The 24,601-nt window shown below is 72.4% G+C and carries 22 protein-coding genes; 13 read left to right on the top strand and 9 right to left on the bottom strand.

What is annotated here, in order from left to right; all coding sequences use genetic code 11:
* Positions 1 to 84: 84 nt before the first annotated feature.
* The 3 genes from NE234_RS38660 to NE234_RS38650 form a co-directional block, all read right to left on the bottom strand.
* The gene (locus NE234_RS38660; protein ID WP_252785940.1) at positions 85 to 480 is read right to left on the bottom strand and encodes an ABC transporter permease; all 396 of its coding nucleotides are present in this window, start codon (positions 478 to 480) and stop codon (positions 85 to 87) included.
* 57 nt (positions 481 to 537) lie between these two features.
* Entirely contained in the window at positions 538 to 1,596 is a 1,059-nt protein-coding gene (locus NE234_RS38655; protein ID WP_252785939.1) for a DUF2330 domain-containing protein, read from the bottom strand.
* A gap of 361 nt (positions 1,597 to 1,957) precedes the next feature.
* Positions 1,958 to 2,197: a hypothetical protein gene (locus tag NE234_RS38650; protein WP_252785938.1), complete on the bottom strand. Its 240-nt coding sequence runs from the start codon at positions 2,195 to 2,197 to the stop codon at positions 1,958 to 1,960.
* A gap of 303 nt (positions 2,198 to 2,500) precedes the next feature.
* Here NE234_RS38650 and NE234_RS38645 point away from each other — a divergent pair, with 303 nt between their 5' ends.
* The 5 genes from NE234_RS38645 (at position 2,501) to NE234_RS38625 (ending at position 7,591) form a co-directional block, all read left to right on the top strand.
* Positions 2,501 to 4,099 carry an ABC-F family ATP-binding cassette domain-containing protein gene (locus NE234_RS38645; protein ID WP_252785937.1) on the top strand — a complete coding sequence of 533 codons (1,599 nt, stop codon included), beginning with the start codon at positions 2,501 to 2,503 and terminating at the stop codon, positions 4,097 to 4,099.
* A gap of 126 nt (positions 4,100 to 4,225) precedes the next feature.
* A complete protein-coding gene (locus NE234_RS38640; protein ID WP_141961196.1) occupies positions 4,226 to 4,438 on the top strand; it encodes a helix-turn-helix domain-containing protein in 213 nt (70 codons plus the stop codon).
* Between the two features lie 121 nt (positions 4,439 to 4,559).
* Positions 4,560 to 5,345, top strand: coding sequence for an enoyl-CoA hydratase/isomerase family protein (locus NE234_RS38635; protein ID WP_252785936.1), 786 nt, complete (start codon positions 4,560 to 4,562; stop codon positions 5,343 to 5,345).
* A gap of 248 nt (positions 5,346 to 5,593) precedes the next feature.
* Complete coding sequence (bioB, locus tag NE234_RS38630) at positions 5,594 to 6,652, top strand: biotin synthase BioB (RefSeq protein WP_252785935.1); 1,059 nt, start codon at positions 5,594 to 5,596, stop codon at positions 6,650 to 6,652.
* Positions 6,653 to 6,754: 102 nt separating this feature from the next.
* The gene (locus NE234_RS38625) at positions 6,755 to 7,591 is read left to right on the top strand and encodes an aldo/keto reductase (RefSeq protein ID WP_252785934.1); all 837 of its coding nucleotides are present in this window, start codon (positions 6,755 to 6,757) and stop codon (positions 7,589 to 7,591) included.
* A gap of 48 nt (positions 7,592 to 7,639) precedes the next feature.
* Here the strand turns inward: NE234_RS38625 and NE234_RS38620 are convergent, their stop codons facing one another.
* Positions 7,640 to 9,508 (bottom strand): Xaa-Pro dipeptidyl-peptidase, encoded by a 1,869-nt coding sequence (locus tag NE234_RS38620; protein ID WP_252785933.1) that lies wholly within the window; start codon positions 9,506 to 9,508, stop codon positions 7,640 to 7,642.
* A gap of 262 nt (positions 9,509 to 9,770) precedes the next feature.
* Here NE234_RS38620 and NE234_RS38615 point away from each other — a divergent pair, with 262 nt between their 5' ends.
* The 4 genes from NE234_RS38615 to NE234_RS38600 all read left to right on the top strand — a co-directional run bounded on the left by NE234_RS38615 (position 9,771) and on the right by NE234_RS38600 (position 13,105).
* Positions 9,771 to 11,705 carry an ABC transporter ATP-binding protein gene (locus NE234_RS38615; protein ID WP_252786060.1) on the top strand — a complete coding sequence of 645 codons (1,935 nt, stop codon included), beginning with the start codon at positions 9,771 to 9,773 and terminating at the stop codon, positions 11,703 to 11,705.
* Positions 11,706 to 11,846: 141 nt separating this feature from the next.
* On the top strand, positions 11,847 to 12,023 hold the full coding sequence (locus NE234_RS38610) for a hypothetical protein (RefSeq protein ID WP_252785932.1): 177 nt from the start codon (positions 11,847 to 11,849) through the stop codon (positions 12,021 to 12,023).
* 128 nt (positions 12,024 to 12,151) lie between these two features.
* Positions 12,152 to 12,679: a hypothetical protein gene (locus NE234_RS38605; RefSeq protein WP_252785931.1), complete on the top strand. Its 528-nt coding sequence runs from the start codon at positions 12,152 to 12,154 to the stop codon at positions 12,677 to 12,679.
* Between the two features lie 24 nt (positions 12,680 to 12,703).
* A complete protein-coding gene (locus tag NE234_RS38600; protein ID WP_252785930.1) occupies positions 12,704 to 13,105 on the top strand; it encodes a hypothetical protein in 402 nt (133 codons plus the stop codon).
* Positions 13,106 to 13,399: 294 nt separating this feature from the next.
* On the opposite strand, the gene NE234_RS38595 is transcribed toward NE234_RS38600, so the two are convergent.
* From NE234_RS38595 to NE234_RS38585, 3 genes are all read right to left on the bottom strand, one after another.
* Positions 13,400 to 14,302, bottom strand: a complete 903-nt coding sequence (locus tag NE234_RS38595) for a sulfotransferase family protein (protein WP_252785929.1) — start codon at positions 14,300 to 14,302, stop codon at positions 13,400 to 13,402.
* Positions 14,303 to 14,470: 168 nt separating this feature from the next.
* Positions 14,471 to 15,667: a glycoside hydrolase family 3 N-terminal domain-containing protein gene (locus NE234_RS38590; protein WP_252785928.1), complete on the bottom strand. Its 1,197-nt coding sequence runs from the start codon at positions 15,665 to 15,667 to the stop codon at positions 14,471 to 14,473.
* Between the two features lie 194 nt (positions 15,668 to 15,861).
* A complete protein-coding gene (locus tag NE234_RS38585; protein ID WP_252785927.1) occupies positions 15,862 to 16,617 on the bottom strand; it encodes a glucose 1-dehydrogenase in 756 nt (251 codons plus the stop codon).
* Between the two features lie 339 nt (positions 16,618 to 16,956).
* Here NE234_RS38585 and NE234_RS38580 point away from each other — a divergent pair, with 339 nt between their 5' ends.
* Complete coding sequence (locus tag NE234_RS38580; RefSeq protein WP_252785926.1) at positions 16,957 to 17,913, top strand: S66 peptidase family protein; 957 nt, start codon at positions 16,957 to 16,959, stop codon at positions 17,911 to 17,913.
* Positions 17,910 to 18,773, top strand: a complete 864-nt coding sequence (locus tag NE234_RS38575; RefSeq protein ID WP_252785925.1) for a hypothetical protein — start codon at positions 17,910 to 17,912, stop codon at positions 18,771 to 18,773. The genes NE234_RS38580 and NE234_RS38575 overlap by 4 nt, the downstream gene beginning before the upstream one ends.
* Positions 18,774 to 18,839: 66 nt before the next feature.
* On the opposite strand, the gene NE234_RS38570 is transcribed toward NE234_RS38575, so the two are convergent.
* On the bottom strand, positions 18,840 to 20,636 hold the full coding sequence (locus tag NE234_RS38570; RefSeq protein WP_252785924.1) for a glycoside hydrolase family 15 protein: 1,797 nt from the start codon (positions 20,634 to 20,636) through the stop codon (positions 18,840 to 18,842).
* Positions 20,637 to 20,787: 151 nt separating this feature from the next.
* On the opposite strand from NE234_RS38570, the gene NE234_RS38565 reads away from it, so the two are divergent.
* The gene (locus NE234_RS38565; protein WP_252785923.1) at positions 20,788 to 22,353 is read left to right on the top strand and encodes an MFS transporter; all 1,566 of its coding nucleotides are present in this window, start codon (positions 20,788 to 20,790) and stop codon (positions 22,351 to 22,353) included.
* On the opposite strand, the gene yczE is transcribed toward NE234_RS38565, so the two are convergent.
* A complete protein-coding gene (yczE, locus tag NE234_RS38560; protein WP_406567123.1) occupies positions 22,350 to 22,940 on the bottom strand; it encodes a membrane protein YczE in 591 nt (196 codons plus the stop codon). The two genes, NE234_RS38565 and yczE, sit on opposite strands and share 4 nt — an antisense overlap.
* Before the next feature lie 191 nt (positions 22,941 to 23,131).
* On the opposite strand from yczE, the gene yczR reads away from it, so the two are divergent.
* The gene (gene yczR, locus NE234_RS38555) at positions 23,132 to 24,550 is read left to right on the top strand and encodes a MocR-like transcription factor YczR (protein ID WP_252785922.1); all 1,419 of its coding nucleotides are present in this window, start codon (positions 23,132 to 23,134) and stop codon (positions 24,548 to 24,550) included.
* Positions 24,551 to 24,601 lie beyond the last annotated feature (51 nt).

Genomic DNA, 24,601 nt, shown 5'->3' with positions numbered 1-24,601 from the left:
TCCGTAACCGGCGGAATCCGAGTCGGCTTCAGCGCGCCGCCCCGTCGGCTTCAGCGCCGCCCGGTCGGCCGGTGCGCAGGGGGCTCAGTAGGTGCGGTTCAGCATCAGGACGGACAGGAAGTAGGTCACCCCTGCCACGGCGGCGAGACCGGCGAGCAGGCCGATCTGGGCGCCGCGCAGCGCCTGGACCAGCATGGCCGCCACGATCACGCCGACCAGCACGTCACCGGTCATGGCGGCGGCCCGCAGATGGATCCCGGAGCGCCGGCCGAGCCCGAACGCCTCATGCAGGGTGAGGACCGACTCGCCGCGCCGGTAGGCCAGCAGCGCGCCGTAGCCGAGGAGCACGGCCAGGCCCACCAGGCCCGTCGTCACATGCCCTCGGGCGGTCTCGGTGGCGCCGATCGCCACGCCGGCGGCCACGGCGAGCGCCGGTGCGATCCACCGGCCCGCGCGTCGGCGCTCGGGAGCGATCCACATGCTCGGCATCCTCCCACCGTGTGACCTTTCCCAAACCCACGGTGACGGGGATGTCGATCAAAGGACAGGTCGGACCGCGCCCCGCGCCCGGCGTCGCTGCCGCCGGGTCAGGAGGAACACCACCAGGGCCACGAGCACCGCCGCGGGCGCCGCGAGGAGCCACAGGACGGCGGGCAGGCCCAGGAACGTCACCAGCCCGCCCTCCTCGTACTCGACCTGCTGATAGGGCGTGTCGGCGGTGTACGTGAAGCCGAGGTCGTCGGTGAAGTCGGCCGGCGGGATCCCCTGGCGTACGAACTCGGTCAGGAACGCGCCGCCGCCGAGGAGGGAGCGCAACCCGGGAGAGGCGACCTGCGCGGGGCGCACCCGGCCCGCGTACGTGGTGAACAGGCTCAGGCCGCGGACGGTGACCCGGTGCGGCGCGAGGACGTACAGGTGCACGGCCTGGGGAGTGCTCGCCAGCCGGGACAGCCGTATCGGGTAGACCGGGGCGTCCGCGGCGAACCTGATGCGCAACGGGTCGAGCTCTCCTGAGAGCGGACCGCTGCGGGGAGCCAGCCGGACCGCCGTGTAGGTCCACCGCCGCGCCACGTACGGTGCGAGCGCCTGAGCGAGGCGCCCCTTCAGGTGGTAGCCGTGCGACGTGAGCCACGCCGCGAGGGCGCGGGGATCGGCCGCCGACAGCGTCGTCACCTCGAAGGGGCCCAGACGCTGCTGCGCGAGCACACCGACCCGGCCGCCCGCCGGCGCCGGGGCGCCCGCCACGCGGGTTCCGCCGCCGAGATCCGGCAGCCAGTGCCTGCGCCGGACGACCTTCGGCGCGGTGAGCCGGTCCAGTTGGTCGAACCACCCGCGCTCGCCGAGCGTCACCGTGGCGCGGGACGGGGTCGGCATCAGCCAGGCGGCGTCGCGGGCGCTGGACCGCACCGACAGCCGCATGACGATCTCCTCGGACGAGCCGTCATAGCGGACGATCGAGGTCTCCGCGGCGACGTCGACCCCTGAGTTCGTCGAAGTGATCAGCGCCCCGCAGCCGCAGGCCCAGGACGGCCGCACGACCCCGAGCACCGCCGCGGCCACCACGAGCGGCACCAGGATCCGGGTGAGCGTACGCATGCCCGCTCAGACGCGGGCGGCGGCACGGCGGTTGCGCGCCGTCGATCACGAATGGATCACCCCCGGACACGGCCGGGAGCCGGTCCCCGGCCGGCGCGCCGGGGAGGAGAGAGCTCAGTACGGGAGCGGGCGGCCGGAGGGAGTGCGCAGGTCGAGCTCGACGACCGGATTCGGACGCGGGCGCTTGACCTTGATCTGGATACGACGCATCAGGACCTCATCCTCGGGCGGGGAAGCGGGGCGGAACGGTCGACGTCCACTCTCGTCTCCGAGAGGAGGCGCGACCACGGGGAGACTCCCCGTTCGGGTACCTGGATCGGACCGGAAAGGGGGGGCCGGCGGAGGGCACTCCGAGCTGGGGTCACTCCTTGCCCAGCCGCCGCAGCAGGTCCGCGCGCCTGTCCTCCATCCGCTGGAGGATCGCCTCCTGCTCCTCGGCGTTCTGCAGCTGGACGGACCGCTCCTCCGGGTCGGTGGGGCCGTCCTCCTGCTGCCCGATCGTCCGGCGCAGGTCCTCCACCGCCGGCCGCACGGACGCGATGTCGTCCTCGACCACCCGGAGCTCCTCCTCCAGCTCCTCCCTTGAGCGTTCCTGCGGCATCACGGGCCTTCCTCTCGTCCTCGGTCACGGCCCGCCCGGGTCGGCGAGCCGCTTCGCCGTAGACGCTTCCCCTGATCCCGGCCGCCACACGTGTTCAAGATCACCGAGTCGGGCCGTTCGCGATCACCGAGTGGGGCCGCGCCCGCGACGATGTCAAGATCCATGGGCCGCGTCCCCTACACTGGGGGCATGCTTGCGAGCTGATCAGGCGCTCCCAGGGCGCGGCCGGGCCATCGGGCCTCCGGGCGGCGCCCTTTTCGTCGTCCCGCCTCTCCCAGCCCGCCCCCCAGGAGCGTTCCCACTGTGATCACCGCCCGTGACATCGAACTCCGCGCCGGCTCCCGTCTGCTGCTCGAGGGAGCCTCGTTCCGCGTCAACCCCGGCGACCGCGTCGGCCTGGTCGGCCGCAACGGCGCCGGCAAGACCACCCTCACCAAGGTGCTCGCAGGCGAGGGTCTGCCCGCCGCCGGAGAGGTGACGCGGTCCGGCACGATCGGCTACCTTCCCCAGGACCCGCGCACCGGCGACCTCGAGGTCCTCGCCCGCGACCGCATCCTGTCCGCGCGCGGCCTGGACGAGGTCATCAGCCAGATGCGCGAGGCCGAGCTGAAGATGGCGACGGCCGAGGGCGCCGAACGCGACAAGGCGGTCCGCAAATACGGCCGCCTGGAGGACCGGCTGCACGTGCTCGGCGGGTACGCCGCCGACGCCGAGGCGGCCTCCATCGCCTCCAGCCTCAACCTCCCGGACCGGGTGCTCGGCCAGCCGCTGCGGACGCTGTCCGGCGGCCAGCGCCGCAGGGTGGAGCTGGCCCGCATCCTGTTCTCCGGAGCCGACACGCTCCTGCTCGACGAGCCCACCAACCACCTGGACGCCGACTCGATCACCTGGCTGCGCGACTTCCTCAAGACGCACCAGGGCGGGCTGATCATGATCAGTCACGACGTCGGCCTGCTCGACGCCGTGGTGAACAAGGTCTTCCACCTCGATGCGAACCGGTGCGTCATCGACATCTACAACGTCGGCTGGAAGACCTACCTCACTCAGCGGGAGACCGACGAGCGGCGCCGCAGGCGCGAGCGCGCCAACGCCGAGCGCCAGGCGGGCACCCTGCAGGCCCAGGCCGACAAGATGCGCGCGAAGGCGACCAAGGCGAAGGCCGCCCAGCAGATGGAACGCCGCGCGCAGCGCCTCCTGGCCGGGGTCGAGGGCGAGCGTCAGACCGACAAAGTGGCCCGGATTCGGTTCCCCGCGCCGGCTCCGTGTGGCAAAACGCCGCTCATGGCACGAGCTTTGTCCAAATCGTACGGTTCGTTGGAAGTCTTCACGGATGTCGACCTAGCGGTTGATAGGGGCAGTCGGGTCGTCGTCCTGGGGCTCAACGGAGCGGGCAAGACGACCCTGCTGCGCCTGCTCGCGGGCGTCGAAAAGCCCGATACCGGCGAGCGTGTCGACGGGCACGGCCTGCGCCTGGGGTACTACGCGCAGGAGCACGAGACCCTCGACGTCGACCGTACGGTCCTGGAGAACATGCGCTCGGCCGCTCCCGACCTCCCGGAGACGGAGGCGCGCAAGATCCTGGGGTCGTTCCTGTTCACCGGAGACGACGTCGACAAGCCCGCCGGCGTGCTGTCCGGAGGCGAGAAGACACGCCTCGCGCTGGCCACTCTCGTCGTCTCCAGCGCCAATGTGCTGCTCCTCGACGAGCCCACGAACAACCTCGATCCGGCGAGCCGCGAGGAGATCCTGGCCGCCCTCCGGACGTACGCCGGGGCGATCGTTCTGGTCACTCACGATGAGGGTGCGGTGGAGGCGCTGCAACCGGAAAGAGTGATCTTGCTTCCGGATGGTGTTGAGGACATCTGGAGTGACGAATTTTCCGATCTCGTGGCACTTGCCTGACCTGCAGCGCAACCTTGACACAACGAAGCAGATCTTTTCTGGCGTAGTGGGTAGCCGATCGCGCGCGAATGTCTGATCATGGCTGGGGATAACGCAGCGGTCACCGCATCACTACGGGAGGTACTCGTGGCCGAGACCCTAAAGAAGGGCACCCGCGTGACCGGTGCCGAGCGAGATAAGTTGGCGGAGCAGTTGAAGAAGCGCTACGACTCCGGCGAGAGCATCCGTGCCCTGGCTGCCGCAACCGGACGGTCGTACGGCTTCATCCACCGCATCCTCACCGAGTCCGGCGTGAATCTGCGCGGACGCGGCGGAGCGACCCGCGGTAAGAAGTCCTGACGGACGGCTACTCCCCCCAGCTCTCGGCGCCGGACCGCATGAGAGGCCACCGTGCCCGACCCGCTAAGGTCGGGCACGGTGGCGGGCCCGTCCGCCACGACGCACGCGTGGAAGGAGCGTCATGGCGGACTCACCGCTCGACCCTGCCGAGCTTCAGCGAGCAGGCCTGCGCCTCGACGTCGACGGCGCCGTGGCGACGATCAGCCTTGCCCGGCCCGAGCGGCGCAACGCCCTGACCTTCAGCACCTGGCACACGCTCGCCCGCATCGGCGAGGCGCTGCCCGACACCGTCCGCGTCGTCGTCGTACGCGGCGACGGCCCGTCCTTCTCCGCGGGCATCGACCTGCGTCTCTTCAGCCCCGAGGGAGTGCCCGGCGAGGACACCTCCGCTCCCCGCGACGAGGCCTTCATCGCCGGACTCCAGGCCGGTTACCTCTGGCTGCGCCGCCCCGACATCGTCTCCATCGCCGCCGTGCAGGGGCACGCGATCGGCGGTGGCTTCCAGCTCGCTCTCGCCTGCGACCTGCGCGTGGTGGCCGACGACGTGAAATTCGCCATGAAAGAGCCCGCGCTCGGCATCGTCCCGGACCTCACCGGCACCAAGCCGCTCGTCGACATCGTCGGCGTGCCGCGCGCACTGGAGCTCTGCTTGACGACGCGCACCGTCTTCGCCGAGGAGGCCGCCCGGCTCGGCCTGGCCGAGCTGGTGGTGCCCGCCGCCGAGCTCGACTCCGCGGTCGCCGACCTCGTCGCGGCGATCCTGCAGGTCCGGCCGGAGACCGCGGCGGCGACCAAGCGGCTCATCCGGCAGGCGCCCCACAACACCCTCGAGGAGCAGGCGGCGGCCGAGCGCCGCGAACAGGTGCCGCTGCTCGGCAGCCCGGCCGCCGCGCCGGCGGCCTCCTGAGGCCACCGGCCCGCTCCGCCGCCGCACGGTCCGAGGCCCCGCCGGGCCACTGACGCCGCCGGTCCGCTCCGCCGTCGGGCGGTCCGAGGCTCCACCGCGTTCTCAGGGCCGGTTCGGCTTCGCCGCCGGGCGGTCCGGAGCTTCTCCGGGCCCCTCACGTCAAGTGGACCACGCCTACAAGCCACGGTCCGCCCTGTTGTGCCGGTGGCTCCTCCGAGCCCCGACCGGGACACGGCAGACTCGCCCCCATGGACGATCTCGTGGATCCGATCGTGGCCAAGGCGATGCGCCGGGAGGCGCTGACCCGCGATGAGGCCCGTACGGTGCTCGCCGTCTCCGATGAGGGCACGCTCGCACTGATCGCGGCGGTCGGGAGGGTGCGGCGGGCGTTCTTCGGCGACCGGGTGAAGCTGAACTACCTGGTCAACATGAAGAGCGGCCTGTGCCCGGAGGACTGCTTCTACTGTTCGCAGCGCAAGGGGTCCGACGCCGACATCCTGAAGTACTCCTGGCAGGAGACCGAGGAGATGGTCCGCGCCGCCGACAAGGCGGTCGCGCGCGGCGCCCGCCGGGTCTGCCTGGTCGCCAGTGGCCGCGGCCCCGCCCAGCGGGACATCGACCGGGTCAGCGCGGCCGTCCGGGAGATCGCCGCACGCGACGTCGAGGTCTGCGTGTGCCTCGGCCTGCTGAAGCCCGGCCAGGCCGAACAGCTCCGCGAGGCGGGGGCGTTCGCCTACAACCACAACCTCAACACCAGCGCCGAGCGGTACGGCGACATCTGCACGACCCACGGTTTCCAGGACCGGGTGGACACGGTCAACGAGGCGGCGGCCGCCGGGCTGTCGCCGTGCTCGGGAGCGATCTTCGGGATGGGGGAGGGCGACGAGGACGTCATCGACGTCGCGTTCGCGCTGCGGGAGCTGAACCCGGACTCGGTGCCGGTGAACTTCCTCATCCCGTTCGAGGGGACGCCGCTGGCCGGGAAGTGGGAGCTGACGCCGCTGCGCTGCCTGCGCATCCTCGCGCTGTTCCGGCTGGTCTTCCCCGACGTGGAGGTGCGGCTGGCCGGCGGACGGGAGATCCACCTGCGCGCCCTGCAGCCGCTGGCGCTGCACGTCGTGAACTCGATCTTCCTCGGCGACTACCTCACCAGCGAGGGCCAGGCCGGCGACGACGACCTGCGCATGATCGCGGACGCGGGCTTCGTCGTCGAAGGCGCCGAACGGCCGTCCGGGCCGGAGGCCCGGCACGACCTCGTCGCCATCCGGGAGCGAGGAATAGGAACCGACATAGAGGGCAACACGTGATGGTCCGCCCCCTCGGCGGCAAAACGGACCTGGCCGGAGGCGCGTTCCGGCCGGGCCCGTACCCTGCGGAGACGTAACACCGACGACCACGGAAGGACTCTTGTGCCAACCGTCCCGACCATCACCCTGAACACCGGCGCCGCCATCCCGCAGCTGGGGTTCGGTGTCTGGCAGGTTCCCGACGAGGAGGCCGTCTCGGCGGTCGGCACCGCCATCGAGGCGGGCTACCGCAGCATCGACACCGCGGCGGCGTACGAGAACGAGGAGGGCGTCGGCAAGGCCATCGCGTCCGCCGGCGTTCCCCGCGAGCAGCTGTTCGTCACCACGAAGCTGTGGAACGGTGACCAGGGGTACGACGCCGCGCTGCGGGCGTTCGACCTGAGCCTCGACAAGCTCGGGCTCGACTACGTGGACCTGTACCTCATCCACTGGCCGCTGCCGGCCAAGGACGCCTACGTCGAGACCTGGAAGGCGTTCGAGAAGGTCTACAACGAGGGCCGCGCCAAGGCGATCGGCGTCTCGAACTTCCAGATCCCGCACCTGCGGCGGCTGTTCGAGGAGACCGACGTCGTCCCCGCCCTCAACCAGATCGAGCTGCACCCGTACCTCCAGCAGGAGGACCTGCGGGCGTTCCACGCCGAGCACGGGATCGCGACGGAGGCGTGGAGCCCGCTCGCCAGTGGCGGCGAGCTGCTCAAGGACGACACGATCGCCCGGATCGCGGCCGAGCACGGCAAGACTCCGGCGCAGGTCATTCTGCGCTGGCACCTCCAGATCGGCAACGTGGTGATCCCCAAGTCGGTCACGCCGTCCCGCATCAGGGAGAACATCGAGGTCTTCGACTTCGAGCTGAGCGACGACGACCTGGCCGCCATCGCCGGCCTGAACCGCGACGAGCGCACCGGCCCGGACCCGGACACCTTCAATCTCGGCGCCTGAACGGGCCGCGAAGGGCGGGCGGCGTCAGGCCGCCCGCCCTTCGTCGTCTCAGCGCGGGGCGACCGGCAGGTGCAGCGTGCTGACTCCGGGCCGCACGCTCAGCCTCGTGCCGGCCGGATAGCGCAGCGTGTAGTCGTAGTCGGTGGACAGCACCACGACGCCCAGCCGGTGGCCCGCCTTGAAGACGTAGTCGTTCGGCTGGAGGTCCCAGGTGAAGTCGTACATCTTCCCGGCCTTGACCGGCTCGGTACGGGCCGGGTCGTGCCGGTTGCGGGCGTCCAGCCAGCCCCGCGTCACGATCTTGAACGGCTTGGTCTCCGTGACGTGCGCGGTCCTGGTGGTGCAGCCGTCGTCGCCGGGCACCCCCTCGCCGTAGCAGACCTGCTCGCCCGTGCTCGCCACCGCACCGGTCGGGCGCGTGTCGGTGCCGTAGTCGACCAGCAGTGCGGTGAGGTACGGAGAGCGGCCGTCGAGGGACGCGCGCAGCGAGATGCGCGGGGTGCCGCCGACCCGTACCGGCTTCGTGAGCTCCGGCGTCAGGTAGATCAGGCGGTTCGGGTCAGAGGCGGCCGGGTCGGCCGCGAGCTGCTCGGCCGTCCGGGTGCGGCCCGCGTCGACCATCGACTGCGCCGCGCCGCTCTGGGGCCTGGCGGCCAGGTCACCGGAGGCGTTCAGGTGCAGGTCGACGGTGCGCGTGCCGGGCTCTGGCCAGTCCGCGTGCTGTTCCCACTGCCCCGGCGCCCGTTCGATGTCGACGCGCGGCTCCTGCATGATGCCGTTGTCGATCCCGTACAGCCAGTGGTCGAACCAGTGGTGCGTCTGCCGCAGCCACTCCTCGATCCGCCAGCGGAACGGCGTGTTGTGGTTCGCCTGGTGCAGCCACAGCTTCCGGGGGACGCCGGCGCGGGCGAGTGCGTTCCACCACTCCACCGACTGCTTGGTCTTGACGTTCCAGTCGTTCAGGCCGTGCACGACGAACACGGCGGCGCGCACCTTCCGCGCGTCCTGCACGTAGTTCCGCTCGTCCCAGAACCGGCTGTAGTCGCCGGTGTCGCGGTCCTGCCTCGCCTCGATGTCGGCGATGACCTGCTTGCAGATCTCCCGGTCCGCCCGCGTGTAGACGTACTTGGCCAGGACGTCCAGGTCCTCGCCCTGGAAGCCGCCGGGCGCGACGACGCCGCCGTTGGCGCGGTAGTAGTCGTACCAGGAGGAGATCCCGGCGATCGGCACGATCGCCTTCAGGCCCGGTACTCCCGTCGCGGCCGCCATGTTCGGCAGCGTCCCGTCGTAGGACTGACCGATCATGCCGACGTTCCCGGTCGACCAGGTCGCCTTGACGGGCGTGCCGTCGGGGGCCCAGCCGCGGGCGCGGCCGGTCAGCCAGTCGACGGCGGCGCGGGCCCCGGCCTGCTCGTTGCGCGCGCCGGAGGTCGGGCAGCCGGTCGAGCCGCCGGTGCCCAGGCTGTCGAGGTCGGCGACGGCGTAGCCGCGCGGCAGGAAGTAGTTGTCGTAGTAGCCGGGGAAGGCGCCGGCGAGGACGTCGGCCGACCGGTTCTGCCGCAGGCCGCGTGCGCTCAGGCCGTCGATGTCGACGTCGTGGTTCGGCACGTCGTTGCCGCCGGCCCAGTACGGGCTGGGCTCGACGATGGTCGGGACCTTGAGGCCCTGGTCGGTCTCCTTGGGACGCATGATGCGCATCTGCACCCGGTCCCGTACGCCGTCGTGGTCGCTGTCGACGGGGACCTCGATGTTCACCGTCTGGGTGATGGCGTCGGCGCGGGAGAACACCGGCTGGGTCTCGCCGCCGGACACGGTGACGTGGGGGGACGGGGCGGCCTGGGCGGGGTGCGCCGAGACGGCGGGCACGGCGGTGACCGCGGTGATCGCGAGGACCGCGCCGAGCGTGCGTTGTCGCATGGGGGGCTCCGTGGGTTGGTCGGGGCTTGTGACATTCCACGCAAGATCGACATCCGGCACAACCCCTTTGCGGAGAACTAGGTCTCCGGGTCGGGGCGGGCTCGGCCGGACGGCGGATGGCGGAGGCCCGCGCGGATGGCGCAGGCTGGTTGAAGGCGAGCGACGAACCGGGATCTCGGGGGAATCAACCGACCATCCGGTACGTTCTTGCCGACACGCTTACATGATTACGTCCTGAACCGTCGGGAGGACCGCCGTGGGGATGCCGGACAACGGCTGGATGATGATGGCGTCGTTCCGCCGCGACAGGTCGGTGGTCAAGGAGAGGCTCAAGGCCGGCACGGTGCGCCGCATCGCCGGCTACGCCCGCCCGTACACCCGGGAGCTCGTGCTCTTCCTGGCGCTGAACGCCGTGGCCGCCGTCATCGTCGTGGCCAACCCGCTGCTCCTGAAGGCCATCATCGATCGCGGGATCGTGCCGCACCGGACCGGGATCGTGATCACGCTCGCCTCCACCGTCGCGGGCCTCGCCCTGGTGGAGGCGCTGATCGGGCTCGGTCAGCGCTGGTACTCCGCGCGCATCGGTGAGGGGCTGATCTACGACCTGCGCACCCAGGTGTTCGACCACGTGCAGCGCATGCCGGTCGCCTTCTTCATGCGCGCCCAGACCGGTTCGCTCGTCAGCCGCCTCAACAGTGACGTCATCGGCGCGCAGCGCGCCCTCACCACCACGCTGTCCTCGGTCGTGTCCAACGTGATCAGCCTGATCCTCGTGCTGGTCACGATGTTCGTGCTGTCGTGGCAGGTCACGCTGGTCGCGCTGGTGCTGCTGCCGATCTTCATCTTCCCGGCCAAGTGGGTCGGCCGCCGGCTGCAGAAGATCAGCCGGGAGCAGATGCAGCTCGACGCGGAGATGAGCTCGCTGATGACCGAGCGGTTCAACGTCGCCGGCGCGATGCTCGCCAAGCTCTACGGCCGTCCCGAGGAGGAGTCGGCCGGCTTCGCCGACCGGGCGGAGCGGGTGCGCGACATCGGGGTGACCTCCGCGATGTACGGGCGGGTCTTCTTCACCGCCCTCACGCTGGTGGCGTCGCTGGCGACCGCCATGGTGTACGGCGTCGGCGGATCGCTCGTCGTGGACGGCAGCTTCCAGCTCGGCACGCTCGTCGCCCTGGCGACGCTCCTCACCCGCATGTACGGCCCGTTGACCGCGCTGTCCAACGTGCACGTCGACGTGATGACCGCGCTGGTCAGCTTCGACCGGGTCTTCGAGGTCCTCGACCTGCCGCCGATGATCGACGAGAGGCCCGACGCCCGGCCGCTGCCGGAGCGCCCGGCTCCGGAGGAGACGCTGCCCTCCGGGCCGGCCGATCCCGACCTGTCCGGCGCCCCGGCGATCGAGTTCGACGACGTGGTGTTCCGCTACCCGGCGGCCGCCGAGGTCTCGCTGGCCTCCCTGGAGTCGATCGCGCGGACCGACACCGCGCCGAGCCGCGAGGTCCTGCACGGAGTGAGCTTCCGCGCCGATCCGGGGACGATGACCGCGCTGGTCGGGCCCTCCGGTGCCGGCAAGACGACCATCACCCAGCTGGTGTCCCGGCTGTACGACGTCACGGACGGCGTCGTCCGCATCGCCGGGCAGGACGTACGGGACACGACCCTCGCGTCGCTGCGCGACACGGTCGGCGTCGTGACCCAGGACGCGCACCTGTTCCACGACTCGATCCGCGCCAACCTCGCGTACGCCCGGCCCGAGGCCACCGACGAGGAACTGGTCCAGGCGCTTCGGGCCGCGCAGATCTGGGACCTCGTCGACGCCATGCCCGACGGCCTCGACACCGTCGTCGGCGATCGGGGCTACCGGCTGTCCGGCGGCGAGAAGCAGCGGCTGGCCATCGCCCGGCTGCTGCTGAAGGCGCCCTCGGTGGTCGTGCTCGACGAGGCGACGGCGCACCTGGACTCCGAGTCCGAGGCGGCGGTGCAGCGCGCCCTGCGCACCGCCCTGACCGGCCGCACGTCGATCGTGATCGCCCACCGGCTGTCGACGATCCGGGAGGCCGACCAGATCCTCGTGATCGACGACGGCCGCGTCGTCGAGCGGGGCCGGCACGACGAGCTCCTCGCCGAGGGCGGGCTGTACAGCGAGCTCTACCACACGCAGTTCGCCCGGCAGGACGTGCCCGACGCCGTGCGCTGAGACCCTTCCCGGTGGTCGGCGCGGCCCTCGGGGGCGGGCCGCGCCGACCACCGGGAAGCGGACGGCCCCGCGTACATCGGCCGTTCGCGGGTAGACGGACTCATCATCCGTCCGCGACAACGAAGGGAACGGTCGATGGCGATGCCGGGTGACCGAGCCCGTACCCATATTCCCCCGCCGCGCGAGATCTGGCCGAGCAGCGAGCTGTTCCGGGAGGTCGGCCGGCTCGTCGCCGAAGAACTCGAACGCCCCGCCTCCCACGTCCGCAGGCGCGATCCCGAGAACCCCGGCGGTGAGCAGAACCCCGACCGGGCGTGATCTCCGATCTTCCGTGCCGTCATGACGGGTGAATCGGACGCAATGGGCGTTACGCCATATGTGATGACTCGCCATTGCCCGGTCAGCACAGAGGAATGACCTGGTGGAGGCCAGGGTAGATCCCCAGCGTGAGCGCTGCGTATACCAGACGGGCACGCTGGGTGACGTCCGTCGCGCTGATCGCCTGCGCCGGGACGCTGCTGCTGACCGGCGCGCGTACCGATGAGCGGACCGACCCGCCTGGCCCGGGGGTTCCGTCGGCGGGCCCGGACACCAACGCGCCGGGGGCGGCGTACGCCGACCGCTCCCGCGTCTTCGGACTCGTCATGGCCGGCCCGACGGCGGAGACCGTGCTGTTCGCGCCGGCCCGCAAGGTCCAGCCCGGGGGACCGGAGACGGTGCACCCGGCGGACGTGGGGCGCTACGTGTCGCTGCGGCTGGCGTCAGGGGCGGTGATCCGGGCGTCCGCCCCGATCGCCAACGATGGCGTCACCGACTGGGTACGCGGGATCCGGCTCACCCCGGAGGAGTTCCGCACCCTGCTCGTCAAGCTGCAGACGCGACTCCATCCGCTGCTGGACCGGTCGCACATGTTCGAGCTGTGGTTCGACGGCCGGGGCCGGATCACCCGGATGCAGCACTACTTCAGTCCCTGAGCGGGACGTGGATCGGGGGACCAGATGAGATTTTCGATCGTCATGGCGGGCGCGCTCTTAGGAGCCGTGCTGGCGGTGACCGGCTGCCGTCAGAGGATCGAGCCGGTGAACCGGGACGTGGACATCTCCCATCACCACACCGCCCGGGCCGGGCTGGCCCATCACCGGCTGTTCCGTGAGGTCCGGCACCGGCGGCCGTGGCTCTCGGCGTTCCGAGCGGGTGCCACCCCCGTACCGGAGCCGGCGGGAGGGCGACGACGGCCACCGGTGCGACAGCCGAACGGCTGCGCCACCAGCCACTTGCCCGGCCACGGCGTCACGGTGAGCTGCGTGGACGGGTCCGGCGACGACATCGACCGTACGCACGAGTCGGTCTTCAGCGGGTCCGGCCGGGACGACGGGGACGACGGGGACAACGAGGACTGAGATCCGCGTCCGGCGTTCGGGGCCGCCGCCCTGCGGCCCCGGGCCCGCGGGCACCTCGTCCGTCCGGCTGCACGCCGTAGGCCGCCCGCGGGGTTTCACCTGAGCGCATTCTCATCGCAACGCCGCCGTCGCGCGCTCGGGACAGCATGAGGCGAGCGGCGGATCGTCACTGCGGAGTGAGCGCGATGGTGAAGAACAGGCGCGGGTTGCGGCGGATCACGGCACTCCTGGTCGGGTGCGGTGCGGCCGGACTGGCGATCGGCTGGCGCTATGCCGAGCGCGGGAGCCCGCGGGCTATACCCGGTCGCTGAGCCGGTAGCCGAGACGGCCGAGCTCCGCCCCGGCGATCTTTTCCACCTGGGTCACCTGCTTGGGCGTCAGCTCCTCCTGCCACCGCCCGACGCCTCCGTCGTGGATGCCGTACAGCGCGGTGCGGGCGACCCGCTGGCCGAGGTAGTCGGACAGCGCCGAGACGACCTCGCGGGGCCGGGCGACGAGCTCCTCGTACCGGATGGTGAACAGCTGCTCCTCGGGCGTCTGCGCCCGCAGCCGGGCGCTGAGCCGGATCGACCCCCGCCAGCGCAGCGCGCACTTCACCGCGACCCCGGCCTGGGGCCAGCGGGCGCGCTCGGTGACGTCCTCGACCCCGAAGAACGGGTTGGGGAAGACCTCGTCGAGGTTGGCGAACCCGGGCCGGAACCACGCCAGGCAACGCTCGTCCGTGAGCATCCCGGCGACGACGTCCCGGCCGTCCCGGATGATCTGGATGAGCTGCGCGTCGGGGAAGGCGTCGAGGATCACGTCCGTGCTGTAGATCAGGTCCGGGGTGGCGTCGGCGAAGCGCTGGACGCCGCGCGGGTCCGCGCACGTGCCGTCGGCGCCGATCCGGCCCAGCTCACGGCAGTCCGCCGGGCACTCGCCGCAGCCCTCCCGCGTGACCTGCCAGGTGTGCGCGTACGCGTCGCGCAGCACCCGCGCCGCGCCCTGCCCGCGTTCGGTGGCGATCGAGGGCCGCCGGGCGAAGGCGTACACCGTCCGGACGACGCCGGGGCGTCCCAGCGTGACGTGGAATCCGGTGGAGCGTCTGAGAGCACGGGCGAGGAGGTCGGTTCCCGAGTGGGGCGCGCCCAGGACGAAGACCGGGCGACGGACCTTGGTGCCGTTGACCACCAGGATGTGGGGGGACGTCGTGCGCATGGGTCCCATCAGTCTGCCACCCCGGTCAGGTCGCCATCGCCCTGATCGCCACTCATGGGGCCTCTCTCCGGATGCGTCGGCCGTGCCCACGACCGGTTGACGGACACATCGGATGGTAGTGCCAGGAACCCGAATTTTGCCGCAGGAGCCTGTCCGAAACACGGAGATTCAGGCGGAGCCGCGGCGCAGGTCCGCGACCCGTGCCCGCGCGGCGTCGGAGCCGCGCCGGTCCAGTCGCCCGGCCCGCAGAGCGCCGGCGAGACCGGAGACCACCGCCTGCCCGTCGGCGACCCGCTGGGAGCAGACGAGGATGAGGTCCATCCCGGCCCGCGCCGCCGCGACCGCCCGCTCTGCGTACGTGCCGAACCCCTCCAGGCCGCCCGCGTTGATCGCGTCGCTCACGGTGACGCCACGGAAGCCGATCCGGCCGCGGAGCTCCTCGAAGACCACGGGGGACAGGCCCGCGGGCCGCTTCGGATCCAGCGCCGGATAGACGGCCCAGGACGGCATCACGAGCCGGACCCCGGCCGCGATCGCCGGGGCGTACGGTGCTTCGTCGACGCTCCGCAGAGTCGATCGCGGGACGCTCAGCGTGACGGGTCGCAGGTCGGTGTTCTCATCGGCGCCGGCCGCGCCCAGCCCGGGAAAGTGCTTCACGGTCGCCGCGACCCGGGCGCGCTGCTGCGCCGTGACGAAGGCGGCGCCCAGCCGGCCGCACACCGCCGGATCCGTGCTGTACGAGCGCCCCAGCCGGTCGGCGAAGTCGCCTTCCGCCCGATGGACGTCGAGGACCGGTGCGAGGTTGACGTTCATCCCGACGCCCGCGAGCAGCCGCCCGGCCTCGGTACCGGCGCGGGCCGCCGCCGTGACGGGATCGGACGCCTGGCCGATCTCCTTCTGCGACCTGACCGGACCGCCCGGCAGCCGCCGTACGCGGCCGCCCTCCTGGTCGGTCATCAGCAGCAGCGGATCCGTTCCCGCCTTCCGCGCGGCCTGCAGCCGCCGGGCCACCGAGGCGATCTGGTCGAGGCCGGAGACGTTGTCGGCGAAGAAGATGACGCCCGCCGTGGTTCCGGCCTCGATCTGCGCCAGCAGCGCGTCCGGGACGGCCGTTCCGGAGTAGGAGAAGATGACGCGCTGCCCGGCCTGCTGCTCCGGCGACAGGCCGGCGGGCGAGCCCAGGACGGCCGCGGGCACCGGCGCGAGCGCCGCGACGGTCAGGCCGCCCCGGATCGCGTCCCGCCGGGTGAGCGGCCGGGCCGGGTCTTCCGCCGCGTCCCGCCGGGACGGGTCTTTCATCGCTTCCCGCCGGGTCGGGTCGTCCATCGCTTCCCGTCGGGTCGGCGGCCGGATCGGGTCTTCCATGACGTCCCCCCGCTCGGAGGCCCCTCCGTGGCGGGCGGCCGCGCGGCTGCTCGCCGCCCGCGTGCGGGCCCCTTCTCCGATTGTGGAACGCCGCCGCGCACGCCACCCCGCCGGGGCCGGTGAGACGGCCGCTCCTCCCGCCGCGGCCGGGATCGGCCGGGGCGACCCCTCGCCGGTCTGGCCCGTGGGACGGCTCAGTCGCCCATGATGTCGTCGGCCATGCGCTGGTTGCCCGCCAGCAGCCCGCCGTCCACGGGCAGCGTCGCGCCGCTGATCCACGCGGCCTCGTCGGAGGCGAGGAAGAGCACGGCGGCGGCGACGTCGTCCGGAGTGCCGACGCGCCGCAGCGGATACCAGCCGGCGACGCGGTCAAGGACGCCGGGACTCTGTCGCTCGCGCTCGTCCCACGCGGCCGTGCGGACCGTGCCCGGCGCGACCGCGTTGCAGCGAATCCCGCCCGGGCCGTACCGCACCGCGACGCTGCGGGTGAGGCTGAGAACCCCCGCCTTGGCCGCGCTGTACGCCTCGTTCCCGAGATGGGTGAGGCCGTTCACCGAGGCCACGTTGACGATGACGCCGCCGCCCCGCCGCAGCATCGCCGGCAGGACCGCCTGGGTGCACAGGAATGTCCCCTTCAGGCACAGGTCGACGTCGCGGTCCCAGAGGTCCTCGGGGAGCTCTTCGAACGCGGCGTCGGTCGCGCCGCCGGCGTTGTTGACCAGGACGTCGACGGGCAGGTCCGCCAGCGCCGCCCGGACGCTCGCGCGATCGGTCACGTCGACGGCGACCGAACGGGCGCCGGGAATCTCGCCGGCCGTGCGCTCGGCGCCGGCGGCGTCCAGGTCGGCGACGAGGACCCGCGCGCCCTCCGCGCCGAACCTCAGGGCGATCGCCCGCCCGATCCCGGCGCCGCCGCCGGTCACCACCACCGAACGTCCTGAGAATCGCATCCCCCGATGATGCAGCATCGGTCCACGGTTCGATCGGGCAGGTCAGCGGCCCGGGAACGCGCCCCCGTTGCCGTGGATCACCTGGCCGGTGATGCGCCCGGCCGCCCGAATCCGGACGGGACGGGCGAGGAGTGACCGGCGGGCTCCGGATCGTTAAGGGACGGCGAACACCGTATGATCGCCTTGCCGCGTGATGCGCGAGCCGATCGGGGACGTTTCTGACCGGATGGTGTCAGGGGTGCGCTGACACCACAGGCTCGGTCGCGCGACACCTCACCTCTTCCGCTGCGGGGGTTGTTGGTGCCATGCTCTGACGCAGCACATAACAAGGAGGGGCGGATGCGCGACCCCGGGGGCGGTCAGCCATCGTCGCTGCACGCCGGGGATCGAGTCGCCGTCGTCGCCCCCAGCGGCCCGGTCGACTCCGACCGCCTCGAGCGCGGTGCCGCGGTGCTGCGGAGCCTGGGCCTCGACGTGACGTTCGGGCGGCACGTCCTCGACGTCGCCCCCGGCCTGCCGCACCTCGCCGGCACCGACGCCGACCGCGCGGCCGACCTGCAGGCGGCCTGGTGCGACCCGGAGATCGCGGCCGTCTTCTGCGCCCGCGGCGGATACGGCGCCGCGCGGGTCCTCGACCACCTCGACTGGGCCGCGCTCGGCCGCGCGACACCGAAGCTCCTGCACGGGTCCAGCGACATCACCGCGCTGCACGTCGCGTTCGGGCGGCGCCTCGGGGTGGCGACCTCGTTCGGGCCGATGGTCGCCTCCCTCATCGCCGACGGGGAGCCAGAGGCGCTCGACCACCTGCGGGCCGCGATCTTCGACCGGGGCGCCCCGGTCGCCGGCACGCACGCGCTGCGCGCGGGCCGCGCGACGGGCACCCTGACGGGAGGCAACCTCGCCCTCCTGACCTCCCTGCTCGCCACGCCGTACGCACCGGAGCCCGCCACCGGCCGCATCGCCTTTCTCGAGGACGTCGGTGAGGCGCCCTACCGCGTCGACCGCATGCTCACCCAGCTCCGCCAGGCGGGCTGGTTCGACGGTGTCGCCGGGATCGTGCTCGGCACCTGGACCGGTTGCGGCGACCTCGACGCGGTGTTCGCCGACCGCCTCGGCCCGCTCGGCGTGCCGATCCTCGCGGGCGTGCCCGTCGGGCACGGTCCCCGGCAGCTCACCATCCGGCTGGGTGCCTCCGTCATGCTCGACGCGGACGCGCTCGTACTTCATCCGGGCGTGCCGGACGCCCGGGGCCGGCGGTCCGGGCCTCCGGGCGCCTTCGCGGGGGAGACACCATGACGACGTATGAACGCCGCGATCACCGGCCCGCCCCGGCCGGTGGTGACGACCGGGCCCTCGACTCGCTCGTCGTGCTGGTGGCCGAGAGCCACGGGTACGGCTGCCGGCCCGTCCAGAACGACGCGATGCTCCTCGACGGCCCGCAACGTCTCCACATCGGCATGCGCAACCTGCGCCAGCTGGCCCGGCAGGTGCCGCGCGACGACTGGCCGGCCCTGGTCGCCGACCACGTCGGCACCATCATCACGGCGATCGAGGAGCCGCTCGACCTGCGCGACTTCCCGCTGGTGCGCGGGCTGCTGCGGGCCCGCGTCTATCCGGCCGAGGCCCGCACGGGCCGCCTCATCTGCCGGCCGTTCGCGCCCGGGCTCATCGAGGCGATCGTCGCCGACACCCCCACGACCGTGCGCACCATCGTCACCGACGACGCCGTGACGTGGCCGGTGACGGCGGACGAGCTGTTCGCCGTCGGCCGCGAGGGCGTGCGCGCCGACGGCCCGCTGGAGTGCGACGTCATCGACGACACCGGCATCCGCGTCCTGGAGGGGCAGACGTTCTACGCCGCGACGCACCTGCTGTGGCTGGACGCCTACCTCGACCCGGGGCCGTACGGCGCGCTGGCCGTCGCTCCCACCCGGAGCGCGATCGCCGCCTGCGCCATCCGCAAGAACACCGCGCTGATCACGGCCGAGCGCCTGCTCGCCTTCGCCAGGAACGCCTACGACGAGGGGCCCGGGTCCCTCACCCCGGAGCTGTTCTGGAGCCGGGACGGCAGGCTCACCCTCCTGGAGACCCGCACGATCGGCGGCCGCCTGGTGCTGCCGGCCGACTTCATGCGCTTCCTCGACAGCCTCCCCTGATGAGACCGGGCCGAGGATCCTCGCCGCCATGGCGCCGAAGACCCTCGGCACTGCCGGTCGGGGCCTTCACGCCCTCGCGCGGCGGACGCCGTCGTGACCGTCCAGGTCGTAGGCGGTGAGGACGAGGGGCACGTGGCTGAACGCCTGCGGGAAGTTGCCGACCTGACGGCGCAGCCGCGGGTCGTACTCCTCGGCCAGCAGGCCGACGTCGTTGCGCAGGCCGAGCAGCCGCTCGAACAGCTCGCGGGCCTCGTCGACCCGGCCGATCTGCCGCAGCGCGCCGGCGAGCCAGAAGCTGCAGGCGAGGAACGCCCCCTCACGGCCCGGCAGCCCGTCGACCCCCTGGTCCTGCTCTCCGGTCTCGTACCGCTGGACGAAACCGTCCACGGTGAGCTCCCGCTGGATCGCCTCGACCGTGCCGACGACGCGCGGGTCGTCGGGGGGCAGGAAGCCGACGCGGGGGATGAGCAGCAGGGCGGCGTCGAGCTCCTTGGACCCGTACGACTGGGTGAACGTCCCCCGGTCGGAGTCGAACCCCTTGGCGCAGACCTCGCGGTGGATCTCGTCGCGCAGGGCCCGCCACTTGTCGAGCGGGCCCTGCCGGTCGAACCGCTCGATCATCCGTACGGCGCGGTCGACCGCCACCCACGTCATGACCTTCGAGTGCACGAAGTGCCGCCGGGGGCCGCGGACCTCCCACAGCCCCTCGTCCGGGTCGCTCCAGTGATCCTCGAGGAACTCCGTCAGCGCGCGCTGCAGCGACCAGGCGTGCCGCTCGGGCTGGATCCCGGTGTTCAGCGCAAGGTACAGCGAGTCGGCGACCTCGCCGAAGACGTCCAGCTGCAGCTGCTTGGACGCGGAGTTGCCGACGCGGACCGGCCGGGAGTCCTCGTACCCCGGCAGCCACGGCAGCTCGTACTCCTCCAGCCGGCGTTCGCCCGCGACGCCGTACATGATCTGCAGGTCCTCGGGGGTGCCGGCCACGGCGCGCATCAGCCAGGCCCGCCAGGCCTTGGCCTCGTCGCGGTAGCCGCTGCGCAGCAGGGCCTCCAGGGTCATCGTCGCGTCGCGCAGCCAGCAGAAGCGGTAGTCCCAGTTGCGCACGCCGCCGACGTCCTCGGGCAGCGAGGTGGTCGCGGCGGCGATGATGCCGCCGGTGGGCTCGTACGTCAGTGCCTTCAGCGTGGCCAGCGAGCGGACGACCGCGTCGCGGTACCGGCCGTCGTAGGTGCACTGGCGGGCCCAGCCGGTCCAGAAGCGGTCCGTGCCGTCGAGGGCCTCGTACGGGTCCACGTCACGCGGCGCGGGCAGGTGGGAGGGGTGCCAGGTGCAGACGAACGGCAGCGAGTCGCCCTCGCAGACCACGAACGTCGCGCGGTGCGCGAAGTCGCGGCCCTCCAGCTCGATCGGGCTGCGCAGCCACACCGAGTCGGGCCCGGCGGTGGCGGTGAGGTGGTCGCCGACGCGGCGCATCCAGGGGACGACCCGGCCGTAGTCGAACCGGAGCCGCAGGTCGAGGCGCATGGGCACCCGGCCGGACACGCCCTCGATGATGCGGACGACGTCGGCGGCATCGCCGCGCTCGGGCATGAAGTCGATGACCCGGACGGTGCCGTCAGGGGTGTCCCACTCGGTCTCCAGGATCATCGTGTCGCCGCGGTAGCGGCGCCGGGTCGCCCGTCCGCCGGAGACCGGGGCGATCTGCCAGCGGCCGTTGTCGGGCGTCCCGAGCAGCCCGGCGAAGCAGGCGGGGGAGTCGAAGCGGGGCAGGCACAGCCAGTCGATGGAGCCGTCCAGCCCGACGAGCGCGCAGCTGAACAGATCGCCGATGAGCGCGTAATCCTCGATGCGTCCGGGCAACATCGCCCCCTCAGGTCTCGGATCTCCGTCGTACCGTAGCGTGGCACGGGCCCGGCGCACCCATCAGGCCCGGGACCACATCGTTGTTTACCGCCTGATCGGTCGGTTACGTCTCCCCTGTCCCTCGCGGCGGTGCGAGGACCAAGGAGATGACATGCACGAGACCGGTGGCCCGGCGTCTCCGCCGGATGTCGTCCGCAGCCTGGTACCCGCCCGGATCGACCGGCTGCCCTGGTCGCGGTTCCACACGCGGATGATCGTCGCGCTCGGCGTCGCCTGGGTGCTGGACGGGCTGGAGATCCAGATCGCCAGCATCGTGGGGCCGGTCCTGCAGCACCATGGCACGCTGGGGCTGAGTTCCCGTGCCGTCGGGTTCGCCGCGACGGTCTACCTGCTCGGCGAGGTCGTGGGCGCGCTGGTGTTCGGCCGGCTGTCCGACCGGCTCGGCCGCCGCAAGCTGTTCATCGCCACGCTCGGGCTGTACCTGGCGGCGAACGCCCTCACCGCCCTGTCGTTCAACTACGGGATCTTCCTGCTGTTCCGGTTCATCGCCGGCATGGGCATCGGCGGGGAGTACGCCGCGATCCACTCGGCGATCGACGAGCTGATCCCCGCACGGTACCGGGGCCGGGTGGACCTGGCCGTCAGCGGCACGTACTGGTTCGGCGCGATCCTCGCGTCGCTGGGCGAGTACGTCCTGCTGAACCCGCACCTGCTGCCCCAGAACCTCGGCTGGCGGATCGGCTTCTTCATCGGCCCGGTGATCGGCGTGGGGATCTGGACGCTGCGCAGAACGCTGCCGGAGAGCCCACGCTGGCAGCTCATGCACGGGCGCGCCGAAGAGGCGGAGGAGACGGTCGCGCAAATCGAACGCGAGGTCGAGGCGACCGGCCACCGGCTGCCGCCCGTCGACGAAAGCCGGTACCTCGACGTCCACCCGCACGAGTCCGTGTCGTTCCTGACCGTCGGGCGCACGCTCTTCCGTGAGTATCCGTCGCGGTCGCTGCTCGGCGCCACGCTGATGATCAGCCAGTCGTTCCTCTACAACGCGATCTTCTTCACGTACGGCCTGGTGCTCAGCCACTTCTACGGGGTGGCCGACCACGACGTGCCGAAGTACTTCTTCGCCTTCGCGGCCGGGAACCTGCTCGGGCCGCTGGTGCTGGGGCCGTTGTTCGACACGATCGGCCGCAAGCGCATGATCGCCGGGACGTACCTGTTCTCCGGCACGCTGCTCGCGGTCAGCGGCTACCTGTTCAAGCTGGGCGAGCTGTCCGCCCTGACCCAGACGATCCTGTGGTCGGTGATCTTCTTCATCGCCTCGGCGGCGGCGAGCTCCGGCTACCTGACCGTGAGCGAGATCTTCCCGCTGGAGCTGCGCGCCCAGGCGATCGCGCTCTTCTTCGCGATCGCCCAGGTGTTCGGCGCCCTCGGCCCGACCATCTTCGGCGCGCTGATCGGCGACAAGGACCACCCGAACCCCGGCCGGCTCTTCATCGCCTACCTGATCGCGGCGGGGATCATGCTCGTCGCCGGAGTGGTGGAGGCGGTCTTCGGCGTACGGGCCGAGCGCGCGTCGCTGGAGGACGTCGCGACGCCGCTGTCCGCGGCGCGCCGGACCGCCGAAAAGGTCGGCCGGCGGCTCGGCGACGGCGCCGGGCCGACCGGTACCGGGCCGACGGGCACGGGGCCCGCCGGAGCGGGAACGGCGGGAGCCTAGGCGGCGTCGCCGCACTCGGCGGGCACCGGCGCGGCCGGGGCGGCCTCGTCCTCCGGACGCCCGCGCGTCTTCGTGCGGGTCGTCCCCTTGATCTCCAGCATGGGGATGAAGACGTGGGTGAGCGGGCCGATCGTGACCGCGTAGATGAGCGTGCCGATGCCCACGGTGCCGCCCAGCAGCCAGCCCGCGGCGAGCACCGTCAGCTCGATGCCGGTGCGGACGACGCGGATCGAGTGGCCGCGGGCGGCCAGGCCGGTGGTCAGGCCGTCGCGGGGTCCCGGCCCCAGCCCGGCCCCGATGTAGCATCCGGTCGCGAACCCGGCGACGAGGACCGCCGCGATGAGGTAGCCCCACCGCACGGCGACCGTCCGGGGGTCGGGGAGCACCCAGAGGAAGAGGTCGGCGAACGCGCCGACGAGCAGCGCGTTGCTGATCGTGCCGACGCCGGGCCGCTGGCGGAGCGGGATCCACAGGGCCATCACGGCGACGGCCGCGATGATGATCCAGGTGCCGATCGACAGGCCGGTGTGGCGGGCGAGCCCCTGGTGGAGGGTGTCCCACGGGTCGTTGCCGAGCCGCGAGGCCACTTGCAGGGCGATCCCAAGCCCGTAAAGGGCCAATCCAACGTACAGCTGGGCCAATCGGCGGGCGATCAACGGTTTCCTCCGCTCACATCTGTCCAGGCCGGGCGCTGGAATCGGCGCCCGGCCCCGGTCTGCCGCTGATTCACTCACGGAAGTGGCTTGCAACTTAAGGGCCAATCAGGAAAAGTGGCCACATGACTTCCCGGACCATCAATGCCACGGGTCTCGCCCGGCTGCTCGGCGGCACGCCCGAAGGTCGGCCGCTGTACGCGGTGCTGGCCCGGGACCTGCGAGGCCTCGTCCTCGACGGCCGCCTCCCGCTGCGCACGCGGCTGCCCGCCGAGCGGGACCTCGCGGCCGCGCTGGGCGTGAGCCGGACGACGGTGACCGCCGCCTACGACGCCCTGCGCGCCGAGGGGTACGTCGAGAGCCGCCAGGGCGCGGGCAGCTGGACGGCGCTGCCCGCCGGCAGCCCGACGGCGGCCCGCCACGGCCTCGCCGAGGACCGCTCGCTGATCGACCTGGCCTGCGTCGCGCCGTCCGCTCCTCGTGGCTTCGAGGACGACGTCGCCGCCGCTGTGGCGGAGCTCCCGCCGTACGCCTGCGGGCCCGGCTACGAGCCGCTCGGCCTGCCGGCGCTGCGCGAGGCCGTCGCCGCGCGCTACACCGCGCGCGGCGTTCCGACGCTGCCGGAGCAGATCCTGATCACGACCGGCGCGCAGCACGGACTGTGCCTCGTCCTGCAGGCGTTCGTCCGCCCGGGCGATCCCGTGCTCGTCGAGGCGCCGACGTACCCGCACGCCCTTGACGCGCTGCGCCGGGCCGGGGCGCGGCTCGTGCCCACGGGCGTCAACGCCGGCTGGGACGCCGAGCTCATCACGAGCGGCCTGCGGCAGTCCGCCGCCCGCCTGGCGTACCTCATCCCCGACTTCCAGAACCCCACCGGGCTGCTGATGGGCGACGAGGTCCGCGCCGCGCTGGTCGCCGCCGCGCGCGCCACCGGCACGTACGTCATCGGCGACGAGACCTTCGCCGAACTCGCCCTGGACGACGTCGCGCGGCCGCGTCCGCTGGCCGCCCACGACACCGACGGACGCGTGATCAGCATCGGGTCGGCGTCCAAGGTGCTGTGGGGCGGCCTGCGCATCGGCTGGGTCCGGGCGACGCAGGCCCTCGTCCGCAGGCTGGCCGAGGCCCGCGAGGCGGTCGACCTGGCCAGCCCGGTGTTCGAGCAGCTCATCGCCGCCCGGCTCCTCGGCCGCATGGACGCGGTCGCCGACGAGCGGCGCGCGATGCTGCGGGAGCGTCGCGCGGTCCTCGTCGAGGCCCTGCGCGGCGAGTGTCCCGACTGGACGTTCACCGTCCCGCCGGGCGGGCTCTCACTGTGGGTCCGGCTGCCGGGGACGTCGAGCACCGTGCTCGCGGCCGCCGCGGGCCGGTACGGCCTGCACGTCGTGCCCGGCACGGCCTTCGGCGTGGACGGCGTCCTGGACGACCACCTCCGCCTGCCCTACGTGCTCTCGCCGGAGACGCTGCGGGACGCCGTCTCCCGGCTCGCCGCGGCCTCCCGCGAGGCGGCCGGCGCGCCGCGCCCCCGGCCCGCCTTCGTCTAGGGCCGGTCTCGGAGCCCCGCCGCGCAGGAGGACGGCGGGACTTCGAAACGG

The organism is Actinoallomurus rhizosphaericola, from assembly GCF_024055675.1.
Taxonomy (GTDB): Bacteria; Actinomycetota; Actinomycetes; order Streptosporangiales; family Streptosporangiaceae; genus Actinoallomurus; species Actinoallomurus soli.
The sequence above is the reverse complement of the archived record's forward strand: the minus strand, read 5'-3'. Positions and strand labels throughout refer to the sequence as shown.

Excerpts from the sequence above, each read along its gene's own strand:
- NE234_RS38660 (WP_252785940.1), bottom strand. The coding sequence starts at position 480 with ATGTGGATCGCTCCCGAGCGCCGACGCGCGGGCCGGTGGATCGCACCG.
- NE234_RS38655 (WP_252785939.1), bottom strand. The coding sequence starts at position 1,596 with ATGCGTACGCTCACCCGGATCCTGGTGCCGCTCGTGGTGGCCGCGGCG.
- NE234_RS38650 (WP_252785938.1), bottom strand. The coding sequence starts at position 2,197 with ATGCCGCAGGAACGCTCAAGGGAGGAGCTGGAGGAGGAGCTCCGGGTG.
- NE234_RS38635 (WP_252785936.1), top strand. The coding sequence starts at position 4,560 with ATGGCGGACTCACCGCTCGACCCTGCCGAGCTTCAGCGAGCAGGCCTG.
- bioB (WP_252785935.1), top strand. The coding sequence starts at position 5,594 with ATGGACGATCTCGTGGATCCGATCGTGGCCAAGGCGATGCGCCGGGAG.
- NE234_RS38620 (WP_252785933.1), bottom strand. The coding sequence starts at position 9,508 with ATGCGACAACGCACGCTCGGCGCGGTCCTCGCGATCACCGCGGTCACC.
- NE234_RS38615 (WP_252786060.1), top strand. The coding sequence starts at position 9,771 with ATGCCGGACAACGGCTGGATGATGATGGCGTCGTTCCGCCGCGACAGG.
- NE234_RS38610 (WP_252785932.1), top strand. The coding sequence starts at position 11,847 with ATGCCGGGTGACCGAGCCCGTACCCATATTCCCCCGCCGCGCGAGATC.
- NE234_RS38600 (WP_252785930.1), top strand. The coding sequence starts at position 12,704 with ATGAGATTTTCGATCGTCATGGCGGGCGCGCTCTTAGGAGCCGTGCTG.
- NE234_RS38595 (WP_252785929.1), bottom strand. The coding sequence starts at position 14,302 with ATGCGCACGACGTCCCCCCACATCCTGGTGGTCAACGGCACCAAGGTC.
- NE234_RS38590 (WP_252785928.1), bottom strand. The coding sequence starts at position 15,667 with ATGGAAGACCCGATCCGGCCGCCGACCCGACGGGAAGCGATGGACGAC.
- NE234_RS38585 (WP_252785927.1), bottom strand. The coding sequence starts at position 16,617 with ATGCGATTCTCAGGACGTTCGGTGGTGGTGACCGGCGGCGGCGCCGGG.
- NE234_RS38580 (WP_252785926.1), top strand. The coding sequence starts at position 16,957 with ATGCGCGACCCCGGGGGCGGTCAGCCATCGTCGCTGCACGCCGGGGAT.
- NE234_RS38575 (WP_252785925.1), top strand. The coding sequence starts at position 17,910 with ATGACGACGTATGAACGCCGCGATCACCGGCCCGCCCCGGCCGGTGGT.
- NE234_RS38570 (WP_252785924.1), bottom strand. The coding sequence starts at position 20,636 with ATGTTGCCCGGACGCATCGAGGATTACGCGCTCATCGGCGATCTGTTC.
- NE234_RS38565 (WP_252785923.1), top strand. The coding sequence starts at position 20,788 with ATGCACGAGACCGGTGGCCCGGCGTCTCCGCCGGATGTCGTCCGCAGC.
- yczR (WP_252785922.1), top strand. The coding sequence starts at position 23,132 with ATGACTTCCCGGACCATCAATGCCACGGGTCTCGCCCGGCTGCTCGGC.